16 protein-coding genes are annotated in these 16,382 nt (G+C 76.1%); 5 read left to right on the top strand and 11 right to left on the bottom strand.

All coding sequences use genetic code 11. The features are described from left to right. Window positions 1-24: 24 nt before the first annotated feature. The 11 genes from ANAEK_RS00705 to ANAEK_RS00655 all read right to left on the bottom strand — a co-directional run bounded on the left by ANAEK_RS00705 (window position 25) and on the right by ANAEK_RS00655 (window position 12,357). Window positions 25-1,026: a DUF4931 domain-containing protein gene (locus ANAEK_RS00705; protein ID WP_012524220.1), complete on the bottom strand. Its 1,002-nt coding sequence runs from the start codon at window positions 1,024-1,026 to the stop codon at window positions 25-27. A 6-nt stretch (window positions 1,027-1,032) separates the two neighbouring features. Beyond that, window positions 1,033-2,229: a tetracycline resistance MFS efflux pump gene (locus tag ANAEK_RS00700; protein ID WP_012524219.1), complete on the bottom strand. Its 1,197-nt coding sequence runs from the start codon at window positions 2,227-2,229 to the stop codon at window positions 1,033-1,035. A 130-nt stretch (window positions 2,230-2,359) separates the two neighbouring features. After that, window positions 2,360-3,229: a GGDEF domain-containing protein gene (locus ANAEK_RS00695; RefSeq protein WP_012524218.1), complete on the bottom strand. Its 870-nt coding sequence runs from the start codon at window positions 3,227-3,229 to the stop codon at window positions 2,360-2,362. A gap of 48 nt (window positions 3,230-3,277) precedes the next feature. Continuing rightward, the gene (locus tag ANAEK_RS00690) at window positions 3,278-5,458 is read right to left on the bottom strand and encodes a glycoside hydrolase family 57 protein (RefSeq protein WP_012524217.1); all 2,181 of its coding nucleotides are present in this window, start codon (window positions 5,456-5,458) and stop codon (window positions 3,278-3,280) included. A 252-nt stretch (window positions 5,459-5,710) separates the two neighbouring features. After that, on the bottom strand, window positions 5,711-6,247 hold the full coding sequence (locus tag ANAEK_RS00685; RefSeq protein ID WP_012524216.1) for a PilZ domain-containing protein: 537 nt from the start codon (window positions 6,245-6,247) through the stop codon (window positions 5,711-5,713). Window positions 6,248-6,259: 12 nt separating this feature from the next. Continuing rightward, window positions 6,260-9,103: a methyltransferase domain-containing protein gene (locus ANAEK_RS00680; RefSeq protein WP_012524215.1), complete on the bottom strand. Its 2,844-nt coding sequence runs from the start codon at window positions 9,101-9,103 to the stop codon at window positions 6,260-6,262. Window positions 9,104-9,192: 89 nt separating this feature from the next. Next, a complete protein-coding gene (locus ANAEK_RS00675) occupies window positions 9,193-9,999 on the bottom strand; it encodes a hypothetical protein (RefSeq protein WP_012524214.1) in 807 nt (268 codons plus the stop codon). A 67-nt stretch (window positions 10,000-10,066) separates the two neighbouring features. After that, the gene (hpt, locus tag ANAEK_RS00670; protein ID WP_012524213.1) at window positions 10,067-10,594 is read right to left on the bottom strand and encodes a hypoxanthine phosphoribosyltransferase; all 528 of its coding nucleotides are present in this window, start codon (window positions 10,592-10,594) and stop codon (window positions 10,067-10,069) included. Then, window positions 10,587-11,402 (bottom strand): uracil phosphoribosyltransferase, encoded by an 816-nt coding sequence (locus tag ANAEK_RS00665; protein ID WP_012524212.1) that lies wholly within the window; start codon window positions 11,400-11,402, stop codon window positions 10,587-10,589. Before ANAEK_RS00665 ends, hpt begins: the two co-directional genes overlap by 8 nt. Window positions 11,403-11,494: 92 nt before the next feature. Continuing rightward, complete coding sequence (locus ANAEK_RS00660) at window positions 11,495-11,842, bottom strand: cupredoxin domain-containing protein (protein ID WP_012524211.1); 348 nt, start codon at window positions 11,840-11,842, stop codon at window positions 11,495-11,497. Window positions 11,843-12,003: 161 nt separating this feature from the next. Further along, window positions 12,004-12,357, bottom strand: a complete 354-nt coding sequence (locus tag ANAEK_RS00655; RefSeq protein WP_012524210.1) for an SH3 domain-containing protein — start codon at window positions 12,355-12,357, stop codon at window positions 12,004-12,006. Window positions 12,358-12,506: 149 nt separating this feature from the next. Here ANAEK_RS00655 and ispE point away from each other — a divergent pair, with 149 nt between their 5' ends. The 5 genes from ispE to pth all read left to right on the top strand — a co-directional run bounded on the left by ispE (window position 12,507) and on the right by pth (window position 16,376). After that, window positions 12,507-13,448: a 4-(cytidine 5'-diphospho)-2-C-methyl-D-erythritol kinase gene (gene ispE / locus ANAEK_RS00650; protein WP_012524209.1), complete on the top strand. Its 942-nt coding sequence runs from the start codon at window positions 12,507-12,509 to the stop codon at window positions 13,446-13,448. Further along, window positions 13,388-13,693, top strand: a complete 306-nt coding sequence (gene spoVG / locus ANAEK_RS00645; RefSeq protein ID WP_012524208.1) for a septation regulator SpoVG — start codon at window positions 13,388-13,390, stop codon at window positions 13,691-13,693. The genes ispE and spoVG overlap by 61 nt, the downstream gene beginning before the upstream one ends. A 147-nt stretch (window positions 13,694-13,840) precedes the next feature. Further along, window positions 13,841-14,806, top strand: coding sequence for a ribose-phosphate pyrophosphokinase (locus ANAEK_RS00640; RefSeq protein WP_012524207.1), 966 nt, complete (start codon window positions 13,841-13,843; stop codon window positions 14,804-14,806). Between the two features lie 259 nt (window positions 14,807-15,065). After that, window positions 15,066-15,788, top strand: coding sequence for a 50S ribosomal protein L25/general stress protein Ctc (locus tag ANAEK_RS00635; RefSeq protein ID WP_012524206.1), 723 nt, complete (start codon window positions 15,066-15,068; stop codon window positions 15,786-15,788). Between the two features lie 9 nt (window positions 15,789-15,797). Next, window positions 15,798-16,376 carry an aminoacyl-tRNA hydrolase gene (gene pth / locus ANAEK_RS00630; RefSeq protein WP_012524205.1) on the top strand — a complete coding sequence of 193 codons (579 nt, stop codon included), beginning with the start codon at window positions 15,798-15,800 and terminating at the stop codon, window positions 16,374-16,376. Window positions 16,377-16,382: the final 6 nt, after the last annotated feature.

Here is a 16,382-nt window from a genome sequence, read left to right as displayed (position 1 = left end):
GTCAGTATGGACCTTCCGGCGCCGCTAGCCGGGCATCTTGCGCAGGAACTCCGCCGCTTCCTCGGGCGGGACCGGGTTGATGTGGAACCCGGAGCCCCACTCGAACCCGGCCACCTGCGTGAGCGCCGGCATCACCTCGATGTGCCAGTGGTAGCTCGGGCTCTGCGCGTCGCGGAGCGGGTTGGAGTGGACCATGAAGTTGTAGGCGGGCTTGCCGAGCGCCCCGCCCAGGCGCCGCAGCGTGCTGCCCAGCGCCTCGGCGCACAGCGCCAGCCGCTCCTTGGGCTCGGCCTCGTAGTTCGACTGGTGGCGCTTCGGCATGATCCAGGTCTCGAACGGGCTCCGCGGGGCCCAGGGGGCGAACACCACGAACTCGTCGTTCTCGAGGACCAGCCGCGCCCGCTCCTTCCGCTCCTGCCCGACGATGTCGCAGAAGATGCAGCGCTCCTTCAGGTCGAAGTGCCGGCGGGCGCCCTCGATCTCCTCGATCACCTGCCGCGGCACCACCGGCAGCGCGATGAGCTGCGAGTGCGCGTGCTCGAGCGAGGCGCCGGCCAGGTGGCCGTGGTTCTTGAACAGCAGGATGTACTTGAAGCGGAGGTCGTTGCGCAGGTCGAGGATGCGCGCCTTGAACGCGAACAGCACCTCGGTGAGCTCGGCCGGGGTGAGGTCCTCCATGGCCCGGTCGTGGTCCGGGGTCTCGACGATCACCTCGTGGGCGCCGATCCCGTTCATCCGGTCGTAGATGCCCTCCGCCTGCCGGTCCAGCTCGCCCTCGATCTTGAGCGCCGGGAACCGGTTCGGCACCACCCGCACCTTCCAGCCCGGCGCGTTGGGCGGCGCGGACGGCGGCCGCCCGGCCACGTACACCTCGCGCGGCGTCATCCCCTCGTTGCCGGGGTCGAACGGGCACAGGCCGCCCTGCGGGGCGGGGGCCGTGCGCTGCATGTCGGAGGGACGGCGGGCGCGCTCGGTGGCGATGATCACCCAGCGGCCGACGATGGGATCGCGGCGGAGATCCGGCATGCGGCGCTACCCCTCCTCGGCCGGCGCGGCGCCCGGCTCGACCGGCTCGTGGCGCGGCGGGCGCCGGAGCGTCGAGCCCACCGCGGCGCCGGCGAGCATGAGCGCCGCGCCCCCGAGGTAGGGCGCCGCGAACCAGAGCTGGCTGTAGGCGTGGGTGGCGGAGATGGGGCCGGCGATGCGCCCGAGCGCGGCGGCGGACTGGCCGATGCCGAGCGTGCCGCCCTGGTCCTCGGCGCGCGCCGAGCGCGAGATGAGCGAGGTGAGGGACGGGGTGGTCAGGCTCGACCCGAACGCGAGCGGCACGGTGGCGACGAGCAGGCCCGCCACCGAGCCGGCGTAGGGCAGCGCCGCGAGCGCGACCGCCTGCAGCAGCAGCCCGGCCACGAGCAGCGCCCGCTCGCCGAAGCGGCGGCTCAGCGGGCCGATGAGGCCGCCCTGGACCACCGTCGCGACCACGCCGATGAGCGCGAACACGTAGCTCACCTGCCGCTGGTCGAGCCCGTAGCGGTGGACCGCGAGCAGCGCGAACGTCGCCTCCATCCCGCTGAACGCGAGGATGGCGATGAAGTAGATGAGGATGAGCCGGCGGATCCCGGGCCGGCTCACGCCCCCGAGCAGCGCCTCGAGGTGCGGCCGGCGCTCGGCCTGCACGTGCGCGGCCGGCTCGGGCAGCACGAAGAACGCCGCCACGCCGTTCGCCGCCGCGAGCGCCGCCGCCGCGTAGCCGGGCGCGGAGAGCGAGATGGCCGAGAGCAGGCCGCCGATGGCCGGCCCGAGCACGAAGCCGAGCCCGAACGCCGCGCCGATGAGCCCCATGCCGCGCGCGCGCCCCTCCGGCGGCGTGACGTCGGCGATGTACGCCTGCGCGATGGCGATGTTGGCGGTGGCGGCGCCGGCGAACAGGCGCGAGACGAGCAGCCACGCGAAGCTCGGGGCGAGCGCGTAGCCGAGGAACCCGACCGCCGTCATCACGATCGAGAGGAGCAGGAGCGGCCGGCGGCCGTGGCGATCCGAGAGCCGGCCCCAGATCGGCGTGAAGACGAACTGCATCGCCGAGTAGCCGGTCATCAGCCACCCGATCTGCGCGTCCGGCGCGCCGAGCCGCTCGGCGTACAGCGCCATCACCGGGATGACCATCCCGAAGCCGAGCAGGTCGATGAAGACGATGACGAAGAGGATCGCGAGGGCGGAGCGGTTCTTCACGCGGGCGCGAGGATAACCCGGCCAGGGACGGGGCGCAGGCTTTCCTGCCGGGCCGAGCGCGCGGCGCCGGGCGCGTTCGGGTGAGGGCGGGGAATCGCGGGGCGGCGCACCCGGGCGCGCCGCCGGCCCATCAGAACTCCACGCGGTCGCGGCCGGCGTGCTTGGCGCGGTAGAGCTGGGCGTCCGCCCGCGCGAACAGGTCGGCGCCCTCGGCGTCCTCGGGCGCGAGCTCGGCGCAGCCGAGCGAGACGGTCACGCGGATCGCCTGCCCGCCCGCCTGCACCGGCTCCTTGCCCACCGCGCAGCGGACGCGCTCGGCCACCTCGGCGGCGGCCGCCACGTCCGCGCCGGGCAGGATGGCGGCGAGCTCCTCGCCGCCGATGCGCGCCAGGAGGTCCCCGGCCCGCAGCGCCGCCGCGGCCCGGCGCGCCACCTCGGCGAGCGCGACGTCGCCCGCCGCGTGGCCGTGCCGGTCGTTCACGTCCTTGAAGCGGTCCACGTCGAGCACCGCCACCGCCAGGCGGTCGCCGCCGCGCCGCGCCCGCGCCACCTCGCGGCGGAGCGACTCCTCGAAGGCGCGGCGGTTGGGTAGGCCGGTGAGCGGATCGCGCAGCGCCAGGTCGGCCAGCGCGGCGAGCTCCGACTCCTCGGCATCGCCGGCCCGCAGGTAGCGCGCCACGAACGCGCCCACCTGCACCCGGTCGCCCGGGGCGAGCCGGTGCACCGCCACCTCGCGGCCGTTCACCCAGGTGCCGTTGGTGGAGCCGAGGTCGAGCACCAGGTGGCCGTCGCCGTCCGGCACCACCCGGGCGTGCCGGCGCGAGACGTCGGACGCGGGCAGCGCCACCGCGCAGGACGGATCGCGCCCGAGCACCACCTCGCCGTCGAGCGGCACGCGCAGGCCGAGCGCGCCGTCCCCGGCCACGAACACGAGGCAGTGGCCGGCCGCGGCGGCGGCGCGCTCCTCCGGGGTCCGGACGCGGGTGGGGTCGTCGCCCATGCGACCGCGAGTCTACACCGGGCCCCCGCGCGCCGGGCGCGCCGCGCGCTACACCCGCCAGTGGATGCGCTCGAAGTCCTGGTCGGGCACGGTGAGCGTGAGGTAGCCGTAGCGCGGGAGCCGCTCCACCTCGACCTCGCCCCGGAGCGCGTGGACGGCGAGGTCGACCCGGTCGCCCGGCGCGAGGCCCAGCGCGGCGAACGGCAGCTCCAGCTCCGCGACCTGCGCGAACGCGAGCCGGCCGAGCGCCTTGCCGCGCCACGCGCCGGGGCGGGGCGCGCCGTCCGGCTCGAGCGGGAAGTCCACCCAGCGCTGCCCGTCCCGGGAGCGCACCGACACGCGCACGTGCGTCGCGACCTCGGCGGCGCGCGCCGCGGACTCGGCCGGATCGAGCCGCAGGTAGAGCGCGGCGAGGTCGAAGCCGAAGCGGAGCACGTGGAACGCCTGCGCGCCGCCGTACATCGAGCCGCGGTGCTGGCCGGGCCGGTACAGCCCGGCGCCCTGCCACTCGAAGTAGGTCGTCTCGCGGCCGTCCAGCGTCGGGGTGAGCAGCATCACCGGCTCGCGGAGCGGCTTCGCCTCGAGCGCGCCCGGGGCCGGCGCGCCGGCGCGCTTGATGGGCGCCTGCGTCTCCGGCGGCGGGTCCACGCCGCAGAGCAGCGCCGCCCGGTTCACGTGCGCGCGGAACAGCGCGTCGAACTCCGCCGCCTGCTCGGTGGTGAAGTCCTCGCCGTACCACCAGTACCAGTCCGACGCCTCGGCGGCGTACAGGTGCTGGCGCGCGAGGGCGAGCCGCTCGGCCGGGACCTCCCCGCGCTCCTCCGCCTGCGCGAGCGCGTCGCGGACCCGGCCCAGCGCCGCCCACGCCTCGCGGTCCTCGCGGTGGCCGATCCAGATCCGGAAGGAGGCCTCGATCCACGAGCCGGTGTGGACGCGCGCGATGGGCGGGCCCTCGGCGGCGGCGGTCGCCTCGGACAGCGTCACCGTCTGCACGCGGTCGGAGCGCTCCAGCGCGTCGTAGAGCCGGTCGAGGAACTCGTGGCCCGAGCTCGGGTAGTGCTCCCAGGCGTTCTCGCCGTCGAGGAACACGCCCAGCGTCGGCGCGCCGGGCTGCCCGTCGCGCGCCCACGCGTCGGCCACCGCCCGCACGTGCGCGGTGAAGTCCGCCACCGCGTCGCGCGCCGGGACCTTCGCGTAGGTGAAGCCGATGACGTCGGAGAGCGCGCGGTCGCGGAACAGCATCCGGACCTCGCGCCCGGCCCCGGCCGCGACGCGCCAGGGCCGGTACACCGAGCGCAGGCGCGGCGCCGCGGCCGGCAGGGACTGCAGCAGCACGCCCTCGTCGCTGGCGGCCCAGCCCACGCCCTCGGAGGCCAGGATCTCGAGCGCCTCCGGCGAGACCGAGCCCTCGGCCGGCCACATGCCGGCGGGCGGCCGCCCGAAGCGGCGCGCGTGCGAGGCGATCGCCTCGCGCACGTGCCAGCGCGCGTCCTCGGGGTGGGCGAAGCGCGGGGGCAGCGGGATGCCGGGCAGCGCGCGGTGCGCGGCGTCGGTGTCGCAGAGCAGCGGGAGGATGGGGTGGTAGTACGGGGTCGTGGAGAGCTCCACCTGCCCGCGGTCCTGCAGCGCGCGCCAGCGCGGCACGACGCCCGCCGCGATGCGCCGCTGCACCTCGAGCAGCGCGTCCACGTCGGCGCGGGTGTAGCCCCGCCCCTTCTCCCGCAGCGCCCGCACCGCCGGCTCGTCGGCCTGCGCCGCGAAGCCCATCCAGGCGAGGTTGAACAGCGCCTGGAGGTCCTGCAGCTCCTGGTCGCCGAACGACTGCGCCAGCCGGGCCAGGTCCACCCCGCGCAGCTCCCGCCCGCGCTTCTGGAGCAGCTCCCAGTAGCGCGGCAACGGCTTCACGTTCGTCTCCCACCCGACCATGAAGAACGAGCGCAGGATCTGCTGGCGGTCCTCGGCGCCGAGGTCGGCGGGCGGGCGCGCGCTCAGCTCGAGCAGGCGGTCCTGCGCGGTCCCCTGCGCGTAGTCCTCGAGCTGCTCGAGCAGCACCGGGGTGAAGTTCACGGTGCAGCGCACGCCCGGATGGCGCTCCAGCATCCAGGCCATGTCGTGGTAGGCGCGGGTGGCGTGCAGCCGGACCCACGGCATGAGGTACGCGCCCGTCTCCGGCTCTCGGTACGGGGGCTGGTGCATGTGCCAGAGGAACGCGAGGCGGACGGGCGTCATCTGGCGGGACGGTAGAACGCGGGCGCGCCGCGCGCAAATTGCGCCGGCGGCTGACCGCGCGCCCCCAGGCGCGCCCGCGGGGACCTCGCGCGCGCCCGCGCAGGCGGGCGCGCGAGGTCACGGGCCCCGCGCAGCAGGAGTGGGGCCCCGACGGCTCCGCCGGCGGGGCGAGGGCGCAGCCCTCGTTGCAACCATCCGCGCGAGGTCACGGGCCCCGACGGCTCGGCCGGCGGGGCGGGGCGGCACGCGCCGTCATGATCGCCTTCCGCGCCGCGCCGGGCCCGCGCCGGCCCGCGCCGGCGCCGGCGGCGCGCCCGACGCGGTGAAGGCGGGGCCGCCCTCGCCGACGGCCTTCCACTCCTCCCACAGGTTCAGGAGCAGGGCCACGTCGGCCACCGGCACGCGGTCGCGCAGGTGCGGGAACTCGCCGGCGAAGGCGCGGTAGAACTCGTGGTAGCGGAGCGGGGTGAAGTAGCGGAGCAGGGTCTCGCGCCCGGCCGCGTCCACGTCGAGGAACTCGACGCCGAAGCCGCCCTCCAGCTCCGGGTGATCGCCCGGGACGGTGTGCGCCACCCGGGCGCGGATCGCGAGCGGCCCGCCCGGCAGCCCCAGCTCCACGAACAGCTCCAGCCCCTCGCGAAGCAGGAAGGACGAGGAGAGGAACACGCCGCCCAGGCCGAGGTTGCGCGAGGTGCAGTGGGCCTCGAACTTGAGGCCGCGCTCGCCCGGCACGTACAGCCGGCAGGGAAGCTCGACGTCGATGCGCTCGTAGCGGCGTGGCTCGGTCACGGTGCGATACCCCTAGCGGAAGATCTTGCCGAAGCCGCGCGCCTTCAGCTCGCCCATCTCCTTGGCGAGCCGGCCCAGCCGCTCGGTCTTGTCGGCCACCTCGCGCTGCAGCCGCGCGATCTTCTGGTCGCGCTCGGCGACCTGCGCGGCGATCGCGTCCTTCTCCTGCGCGACGCGCTTCAGCGCCTCGCCCGCCGCGACCGCCGGGATGGGCGCCGGCGCGGCCCGGGCCGCCTCGGCGGCGGCCTCCGCGTCCGCGGCGCGGCGGAGCGCCTCCGCCAGGCGCTCCTCCAGCTCTGCGGCGTGGGCGGCGGCCCGGCGGACCGCCTCGGCCTCCTCGGCGGGCGCGGGCGCGGCGAGCGGGCGTGCCGTCAGCTCGGCCACCTGCGCCTCGAGGCGCTGGATCTCCTTGCGCAGCAGCGCGCCGTCGCCCGCGCGCGCGGCGAGCTCGTCCCGCAGCCGGCTCACCTCGCCGGCGCCGCCCAGCGCGCCCGAGGCGGTGAGCGACTGCAGCCGCTGCTCGATCTCGTCCTTCTCCCACCGCACCGCCTGCAGCTCGGCCTCGAGCTCCGCCGCCTGCGCGCCGGCCACGTCGGCGGCGCTGCGCGCCGCGGCGAGCTCGGCCTCCAGCCCCGCGTCCGGCGCCGGCGCCGCCGGCCGCGCCTCGGCCGCGGCGGCGCGGGCCTCCGCCTCGCGCGCGGCCGCCTCCGCCGCCTCGGCGCGCGCGGTGACCGCCCGGACCGCCGCGGCCTGCTCGGCCTCGCGCGCCGCGCCGGCCTCCTCCAGGCTCTCGAGGCGCGCCAGCGCCTCGGCCGCGCGCGCCTCCACCAGGCGGGCGCGCTCCGCCTCGCTCTCCAGGCGTGCCTCCAGCTCGGCCACGCGGGCCTCGAGCGCCTCGCGCAGCGCGGCGGCCTCCCCGGCCGCGGCCGACGCCCCGGCCAGCTCGGCGGTGAGCTTCTCCACCTCGCCGGCGCGCGCGGCGAGCGCCTCGGCCCGCGCCTCGGCCGCCTCGCGCTGCTCGGCGTCGCGGGCGGCGTCGGCGCCCTCGAGCTCGGCCGCCCGGGCCCGCGCGGCCTCCGCCTCGCCGGCGAGCCGCTCGGCGCGCGCGCGGGCCGCGTCGGCCTCGGCGCGCAGCGTCTCCGCCTCCGCGGCGACCTGGGCGCGGGCGGCATCCAGCGTGCGGAGCTCGGCGGCCCGCCGGGCCGCCTCCTCGCGCGCCGCCTCGGCGTCCACCAGCGCCCGGTCGGCCTCGGCCCGGGCCGAGCCGGCGTCGAGGCGCGCCACCTCCTCCGCCGCGCGGGCCTCGGCCAGCGTCTCGCGCCCGCGCTCCGCCTCGGCCTCCAGCGCCGCGATCCGGTCGCGCGCCTCGCGCAGCGCCGCCTGCGCCTCCGCCGCCTCGTGCGCGCGCGCCTCGACCGCCTCCTCCAGCTCCGGCAGCCGGGCCTCGCCCACCGAGGCGCGCTCCAGCGCCGCCTCCAGCGCGGCCTTGGCCGCCTGCGCCTCCGAGCGCGCCGCCTGCAGCGCGGCCACCGCCTCGGCGGCCGCCTCGCGCCGCTCGGCCAGCGCGGCGTCGGCGCGCGCGCGGGCCTCGTCCGCCTGCGCCACCGCCGCGGCCTGCGTCGCGAGCGCGGCCCGCGCCTCGGCGAGCTCGTGGGTGCGCTCCGCGATCACCACCTCCGCCCGCTCCAGCTCGGCCCGCGCGTCCGCCGCGCCGCCGCGCTCGGCGTCGAGCGTCGCCTCCAGCTCCCGCGCCCGCGCGGCCGAGAGCTCGGCCCCGGCGCGGAGGCGATCCACCTCGGCCTCCACCGCCTGGCGCGAGCGGCGCAGGTCGTCCACGCCGGCCCGGAGCGCCTCCAGCTCGCGCGCCAGCCCGTCGCGCGCGGCGAGCGCCTCGTCCCGGGCCTCGGCGGCGGCCGCGGCCGCCTGCTCGGCGCACGCGGCGCGGTCGCGATCGGCGGCGGCGTCGGCGAGCACGCGGTCGCGGGCGCGCGCGGCGTCGAGCGCGTCCGCCGCGGCCGCGTCCCGCTCGGCGCGGAACTGCTCCCGCGCCTCGGCGGCCGCGTCCCGCTCGCCCAGCGCGAGGTCGCGCGCCGCGAGCGCCTCGGCCCGCTCGCGCAGCGCGTCCGCGGCGAGCCCCCGGGCCGCGGCCGACGCCGCGCCGGCCGCGCCCTCCTCGAGCAGCGGCCCCGCCGGCAGCGCCACCAGCGTGAAGCCCGACAGGCCGCACGGCGCGTCGCCGCACACCGCCACGTACGCGGCGGTCTCGGCGGTCCCGGCGAGCGAGCCGTCCATCGCCAGCTCCGGCTCGGCGTCGCCTCCGCCGCCCATGCCGAACACCCAGCCCAGCGTGGCCGACTGCGCCGCCACCTCCACCTGCGGGAAGCGGCCCAGCAGCGCGCCCACGAACGCCTCGTACGCCGGCGGCGCCGCCCGGCGCGGCTCGCCGGCGAGCTCGGCCAGGCCCGGCCCGCCCGCGTCCACCGCGGTGACGAGCCGGCCGCCCGGCGCGAGCAGGCGCGCCAGGGCCGCCGCGCGCGCCGGTTCGGCGGCGAGCGCCGCGCCGTCGGCGAGCAGCACCACGTCGAACGCGCCGGCGGGCAGGTCCTCGGGGCGCGCGGCGCGGAACTGCACGTACGGCTCGTGCGGGCCGCGCACCGCGGCGGCGAGCGCGGCCCCGTCCTCCTCGATCGACAGGACCTCCGCCGCGCCGCGCTCGGCCAGGAACGCGGCGGTCGCGCCCTCGGTGGCGGCCGCCGCGCCGATCTCCAGGATCCGTCGCCCCTCGAGGAGGGGCTCGACGAACGCGTAGCGCGCGAGGAGCTCGCCGGTGCCGTTCCGGGCGTGAAAGGAGGCCATGGCGCCGGATGGTACACCGGCGGAGGGCCGGTCCGCGCGCGGCGCCCGGGCCCTGCCCGCCGACGCGGCGCCGGAGGTGCGCGGCCGCCCTACCGCCCGTCGCCGGGCGGGGGCGGCTGCCCGGCCGGTGCGGCGGGCGCGGCGGACGGCTGCGCGGCCGGCGCCTGGCCCGGTTCCGGGGCGGCGGCGGGGGCCGGCTCGCCCGCGGCGGGCGGGGGCCCGGCGCCCTTCTCCGCGGCGGCCGGCTCGGACCGGGCGGCGGTGCGGATCGCGCCGAGCGTGGCGTCCACCGCCGGCTCGAGCTGCTTCAGGAGCAGCTGCGCGTCCATGGCCCGGGACGATCGGGAGCCGGCGGTCACCCGCAGCTTCTCGGCGGCGTCGCGCAGCTCGGCGGCGGCGCGCTCCAGCAGCCGCCGCGCCTCGTGGTAGCCGGACTCGGCGCGGATGGCGCCGAGCTCGTCGCGCTGCGCGGACGAGATCCCGGCCAGCCGCTCGGCGCGCCCGAGGTAGCCGAGGCCGCGCTCGAGCCGGGCGGGATCGCCGGTGGCGACCTCCTCGCGCGCCCAGCCGGCGAGCAGGTCGAACAGCCCCTGGTCGAGCAGGCTGCGCTCCTCGAAGGCGCGCTCGGCCGGGAGCGGCTTGCCCGGCGGCGGCACGAGCGGCGCGTAGGCCGCGGCGAGCGCCGGGTCGTCGGTCGAGAAGGCCTGCCGCCCCATGGGCAGCATGAGCCCCTTCATCACCACCAGGCGCCCCTCGTCCGGCACCAGGTACCAGGTGCGCGCGTTCCGCTCGGAGGCGAGCCACGCCACCACGCCGGCGAGGCCCAGGATGGCCACCCAGGCGAGCAGCGCCTTCGCGCCGGATCCGGCGCGCGCGCGCGTGGTCTCGTCCGCCATGTCGAATGTCCTCCGGTCGCAGGGAGAGAGGGGCTGCGCGTCGGCGCGACGGCGCCGCGCCCGCGGCTCAGGTCCGCGGCACCCCGATGAACGGCAGGTTCCGCATCTTGCCGTCCCAGTCGAGCCCGTAGCCGACCACGAACTCGTCGCCGATGACGAAGCCGCGGTAGTCGATGGGGATCTTCACCTGCGCGCGCGCGGGCTTCTCGAGCAGCGCGGCGATGCGCACGCTGGCCGGCTTGCGGGTCGAGAGGTTCTCGAGCAGGTACCGCATGGTGAGGCCGGTGTCGATGATGTCCTCGACGAGCAGCACGTCCTTGCCGTCGATGGGCCGGGTGAGGTCGCTCGTGATCTGGACCACGCCGGTGGTGCGGGTGCCCTGGTACGAGCTGATGCCGATGAAGTCCACCGACAGCGGCAGGTCGACCGCGCGCACCAGGTCGGCGAGGAAGATGAAGCTGCCCTTCAGCACCCCGATGACGACGAGGTTCTTCCCCGCGTAGTCGCGGGTGATGTCGGCGCCCATCTGCGCGACGCGGGCCCGGAGGTCCGCCTCGGAGATGAGCACGTCGAGGCCGGCGCGGCTGCTAGACATAGGCGTTGTTCATGATCTCCCCGAAGCCGCCGCCCCCGGGGACGATGTACTGGTGGTCGTCGAGCCCGCGCTCCTCGTCCCAGCGCGTGCCGGGGACGGTGGCGAGGACGTCGGGCGGGGAGAGGCCGCGGTCGAGCCGGATCGCGTAGATCCGCACGTCGGGGTGGGCCTTCGTCATGTTGCGCAGGTACTCGGGGGTGACGATGAGGTGGATGTTCACGATCCGCCGCGCCTTCCCCGGCACCTTCTTCTTGTAGGTCTCGATGGCGGTCGCGAGCGAGGAGCCGGTCGCGCCCATCGGGTCCGGGAAGAGCAGGAACGCGTCGTCCACGTCCCCGCCGATCTTCATCCCGCCGATGCCGGCGCCGACGACCTCCTCGTTCTCGCCCAGCATCCGGCTCATGATGATGTGGTCCTGGCGGACCAGCGACGGCTCGAGCGTCTCGTTGAGCAGGTCGTAGACGAGCTGCGACGGGACCGCGCCGGCGCGGGCGATGTTCACCGTCACCGCGCGCACCTGCCGATCGACCACCTCGCCCTCGAAGATCGCCTGCGGCGAGCTGTCGATCATGCGGGTGGGGACCGCCACCCGGCGCCGCGGGAACTCGTGGTTCATCACGGTGCGGATGAGGTCCTCGTACAGCAGCCGGACCAGCCGGTTGATGGCCGGCTGGCGGGTCTCCTTCGAGCACAGCGTGGCGAGCGCGCCCAGCAGGAAGGGGTTCGCGACGATGTGGACGTTCTCGCCGTACCGGTGCTCGATCTCGCTCATCCGGTAGGGGACGTGGTCGTAGCTCAGGTCTCGCACGGGCCGGGAGCATAATGCGGCTCGGCCCGGAAGCCTCCTGCCAAATTTGCGCGCGCCCCGGGCGCGGGGAGCCGGCGGGGGACGCGCGCCGCTCACCTCACGTCGATGACGCCCTGGAACATCTTCATGCCGCAGGAGAAGCGGAGCTCGCCCGTCTTCTGCGGCACGACCCGCACCATCACCGTCTCGTTGAGCGGCAGCGGGACGTTCATCCCGAGGTCCGGGATCACGATCTCGGTGGCGCAGGTCTGGTCGGTGACGCGGGTCATGACGAGCGTGAGCGGCCGGCCCGCCTTGGCCTCGATGCGCCAGGGCTCGTAGCCGTTCTTCGTCACGGTGATCTTCACCACCTGCTCCTTCGCGTCGTCGCCCTTGCAGGCAGGGGCGAGCGCGAGGACGGCGGCGAGGGCGGCGAGCGGCAGGATCGCGGTGCGGGACATGGCGGGGCGCCTCCGGGCGTCGCGCCGCGGCGGAGGCCGCGGGGCGCAGGCATCCTAGCGCGGCCCGGCCCCTCCCGCCGCGGAGCGCGCGGGGCCCGGAACGTCGCGGGCGCGGAGGCGAGGCCGCCCCCGCGCCCGTGGCGCTCGGGTCGCTCCCGTCGCTACGGCGCGGCCGCGCCGGTCGGCGCCGACGCCGGCGCGCTGGCCGCGGCGGTGGCGGAGACCGCCGCCTGCGGCACGTAGCCGGACTTGCCGTCGGCGGTGCGCACGCGCAGGAAGCCGCGGATGGGCTTGTCGGACGCGGTCACCGTCGTGCCGGCCGCGACGGTCCCGAGCACCTTGGCGAGCCCGTCCGGACCGGAGCGGAGCTCGGCGGCCTGGACGACGGTGGCGGGGTGCTCGGCGGCGGGCGCCGAGGAGAGCTTGAGCACGGGCTCGGGAGCGAAGGCGCTGCGGCAACCGGCCGCGGCGAGCAGCGCGGCACAGGCGGCCGCGCGGACGAACGTCGGGTTCATTTCGGTGTTCCTCCGAGAAGAGGCGCGCCGGCCGCGCATGGCGGTCCGAGCCCTCGGGGACAAGGAGTAAGCGCGCGCACCTCCGTGACACGTGCATCCGCGCGCAGGCCCGGCGCACCGGCGCGCGCGACCGTGGTAGAGGCCTCTCCGTGCGCCTCGTCACGCTCGCCCCGGCCAAGGTGAACCTCGTGCTGCGCGTGGGCCCTGTCCGCGCGGACGGGTACCACGACCTCCGCACGCTGATGGTCCCGCTCGACCTCGGCGATCGCGTGGACGTCCGCGTCTCCGCGCGCCCCGGGCCGGTCCGCTGCACGGTGCCGGGCCGGCCGGAGCTGGACGGCCCGGAGAACCTGGCGGCGCGCGCCGCCGAGGCGTTCCGCCGGCGCTTCGGCGTCGATCGCGCGGTGTCGATCCGGATCGAGAAGCGCACGCCGGTGACCGCCGGGCTGGGCGGGGGCTCCTCCGACGCGGCGGCGGTGCTCCGCTGCCTCGCCCGCGCGCTGCGGGTGCGCGACGGCGCGGCGCTCGCCGCGCTCGCGCTCGAGATCGGCTCGGACGTTCCGTTCTTCCTCGGCCCCGGGCCGGCGTGGGCGGCGGGGCGCGGCGAGCGGCTCTCCCGCGCCGAGGTGCCGCCGCTCGACCTCGTGCTCGTGTATCCGGCCGATCCTTCGCTCGCGATCCGGGCCGGCGACGCCTACCGCTGGCTGGACGAGGCGCGCGCCAGCGGGTCGCAGGCCCCCCGGCGTCTGGGCCGTCCGGGGCGGTGGCGTCCGACCCTGCTGGGGAACGATCTCCAGGCGCCCTGCGTCGCGCGAAAGCCCGCGCTCCAGGCGCTGCTTGGGCTGCTTGTGGGGGCGGGGGCGACGGCCGCTATAATGTCCGGCAGCGGGCCGACCGTCTTCGGAATCTTCCCGGGCCGAGGCGCGGCGCGCGGGGCGGCGTTAGCGATCCAGGGCAGGGCGAAGGGGGGCGCGGCTGGCGTGCAGGTCCTCCTTGCGCGGACGGTGCGACGGCATCCGAGGGTATCGCCATGGAGATCACCGAGGTCCGCGTCTTCCCGGTCAACGAGGAGAAGCTCAAGGCCTACGTGACGATCACGCTGGATCATTGCTTCGTGATCCGCGACCTGAAGGTGATCCACGGCAACACCGGCCTGTTCATCGCGATGCCGGCCAAGCGCCGCAAGGACGGCACGTTCAAGGACATCGCCCACCCGCTCAACTCGGACACGCGCGAGAAGATGGAGCGCACCATCCTCGCCGAGTACGACCGCGAGCTGAAGAAGGGCGGGGCGGCGCCGGCCCGCGCCACGGGCACGGATCCCCACGAGGACTGACCGCGGTTGCGGTTCACGCAGCGCCCGGTCGACGGCGTGGGACCCATCCGGTATAAGGGCGCCCTTTCGACGACCCGACGTCCGGCGAGAGCCTCCGGGCGTGCGCGTCGCCTTCCATCTTCGCGGGATTGAAGGGAGCACGGCGCCATGGCGAGCAACGGTCACTATCCGGACTACCGGGTCTTCTGCGGCAACGCGAACCGGCCGCTGGCCGAGGCGATCGCGAAGGAGCTCGGGCGCCCGCTGGCGCGCGCCACCGTGGGACGCTTCTCCGACGGCGAGATCCAGGTCGAGATCGGCGAGAACGTCCGCGGCCTCGACACGTTCATCATCCAGTCCACCTCGCCGGACGCGAACACCAACCTGATGGAGCTGCTCATCATGATCGACGCGCTGAAGCGCGCGTCGGCCGGCTCGATCAACGCGGTGCTGCCCTACTACGGCTACGCGCGCCAGGACCGGAAGGTCGCGCCGCGCGTGCCCATCACCGCGAAGCTGATCGCCGACCTCATCGAGGCCGCCGGGGCGACGCGCGTGGTCTCGATGGACATGCACGCCGGGCAGATCCAGGGCTTCTTCAACGTGCCCTTCGACCACCTCTACGCCGCGCCGGTGCTGCTCGAGCACATGCGCAAGCGCTTCGACGGCAGCGCGCACGACCTCGTCATCGTCTCGCCGGACGCGGGCGGCGTCGAGCGGGCGCGCGCCTACTCGAAGCGGCTCGGCGCCGGCCTCGGCATCGTGGACAAGCGGCGCACCAAGCCGAACGTCGCCGAGATCATGAACGTGATCGGCGACGTGAACGGCAAGGTGGCGGTGCTGCTCGACGACATGATCGACACCGCCGGCACGCTCACCCAGGCGGCGAACGCGCTCGTGGACAAGGGCGCGACGCGGGTGTTCGCGTACGCGACGCACGCGGTGCTGTCCGGCCCGGCGGTGGACCGGATCATGAAGAGCCCGATCGAGGAGGTGGTGGTGACCGACTCGATCCAGCTCGCCCCGCCCGCCGCGGCCTGCCCGAAGATCCGCACGCTCTCGGTCGCCGGCCTGCTCGCCGAGGCCATCCGGCGGATCCACTCGGCCGATTCGCTGTCGTCGCTGTTCGTCTGAACGAGGGCTGCGCGCTCGCCCCGCCGAGCGGAGCTCGTCGGGGCCCCTCCCTGCGGCCGATCGCGACCGGCGCCGCGGGGATCGCGCCGGGCGCGATCCAGAACCCTTGACCTCGCGGGGGTTTTCGGCTAATTCCCCGCGTTCCCGACGGCCCCTCGACGAGCGAGTGGCCTCCGACAACCACCCAGGGCCCATGCGCTTTTCCGCGACGGCCCCCCGCGCGCTCCGGAGCGAGGCGCGAGCCCATTGGGAGGAAGAGATGGCAGAGAACGTCCTCAGCGCCCAGAAGCGCACCGAGCAGGGCAAAGGTCCCGCCCGCCGGCTTCGCCAGCAGGGCCTCATCCCCGCGGTCGTCTACGGCGGCAAGCGGGAGCCCACCCACGTCGCGCTCGACCCGGCCACGCTGCTGAAGGCCATCGAGACGCCCCACAAGTTCAACACGCTGCTCGAGCTCCAGGTGGACGGCGCCTCGAAGCACGTGCTGTTCAAGGACTACACGGTCGATCCGGTCACCCGGAAGCTGCTGCACGCGGACTTCCTCGAGGTGAGCCTCGACCAGCCGGTGCGCGTCGAGGTGCCGGTCGCCACCGTGGGCCGCGCCGCCGGCGTCGCCGAGGGCGGCATCCTCTCGGTCGCCACCCACGAGGTGGTGGTCGAGGCGCTGCCGAACAAGATCCCGGTGCGGATCGAGGTGGACGTCACCGAGCTGAAGATCGGCCGGTCGCTCCACGTCTCGGAGCTGAAGCCGCCCGAGGGCTGCAAGTTCAAGTTCCAGACGGACTACGTGGTCGTGTTCGTCGCGGTGCCCGAGAAGGAGGAGGTCGCGGCGCCGGTCGCTGCGGCGGTCCCGGGCGCGGCTCCCGCCGAGGGCGCGGCTCCGGCCGCGGGCGCTGCGGCTCCGGCCGGCGGCGCGGCCCCGGCCGCGGGCGCTGCCCCTGCCAAGGGCGGCGAGGCCAAGGGCGGCGACAAGGCCAAGAAGTAAGGGCGTCGCTTGAAGCTCGTGGTCGGCCTCGGCAACCCCGGCGAGGAATACGCCCGCACCCGCCACAACGTCGGCTTCGTGGTGGCGGATCGGCTGGCGCAGCTCGCGGGGGCGAGCTTCTCCGCGAAGAAGTTCGCGGCGGAGCTCGCCGAGGCCCGCCTCGGGCCGGAGCGGGTCTGGATCATGAAGCCCCAGACCTACATGAACCACTCCGGCGAGGCGGTCGGCGCGGCCCTGCGGTTCTGGAAGCTGGGGCTCGACGACCTCGTGGTGGTGCACGACGACCTGGAGCTGGATCCGTATCGCGTCCAGCTCAAGGTCGGCGGCGGCCACGGCGGGCACAACGGCGTGAAGAGCGTGAACGCCCACGTGGGCAGCCCCGAGTACGCGCGCGTGCGCGTGGGCGTGGGCCGCCCGCCGCCGCGGATGGACCCGGCCGACTACGTGCTGGGGAAGTTCGCGAAGGGCGAGGATGCCGAGCTCGACCTGTGCGTCGAGCAGGCGGTCGAGGCGACGCGGCTCGCGGTCGAGCTGGGCGCCGCCAGGGCGATGAACCAGGTGAACCGCCGCTCCCGCGCGGCGGAGTGAAGCACG

It is taken from the genome of Anaeromyxobacter sp. K, from assembly GCF_000020805.1.
Taxonomy (GTDB): Bacteria; Myxococcota; Myxococcia; order Myxococcales; family Anaeromyxobacteraceae; genus Anaeromyxobacter; species Anaeromyxobacter dehalogenans.
Note: the sequence above shows the minus strand (reverse complement) of the source record. Positions and strands in the feature narration are given on the sequence as shown.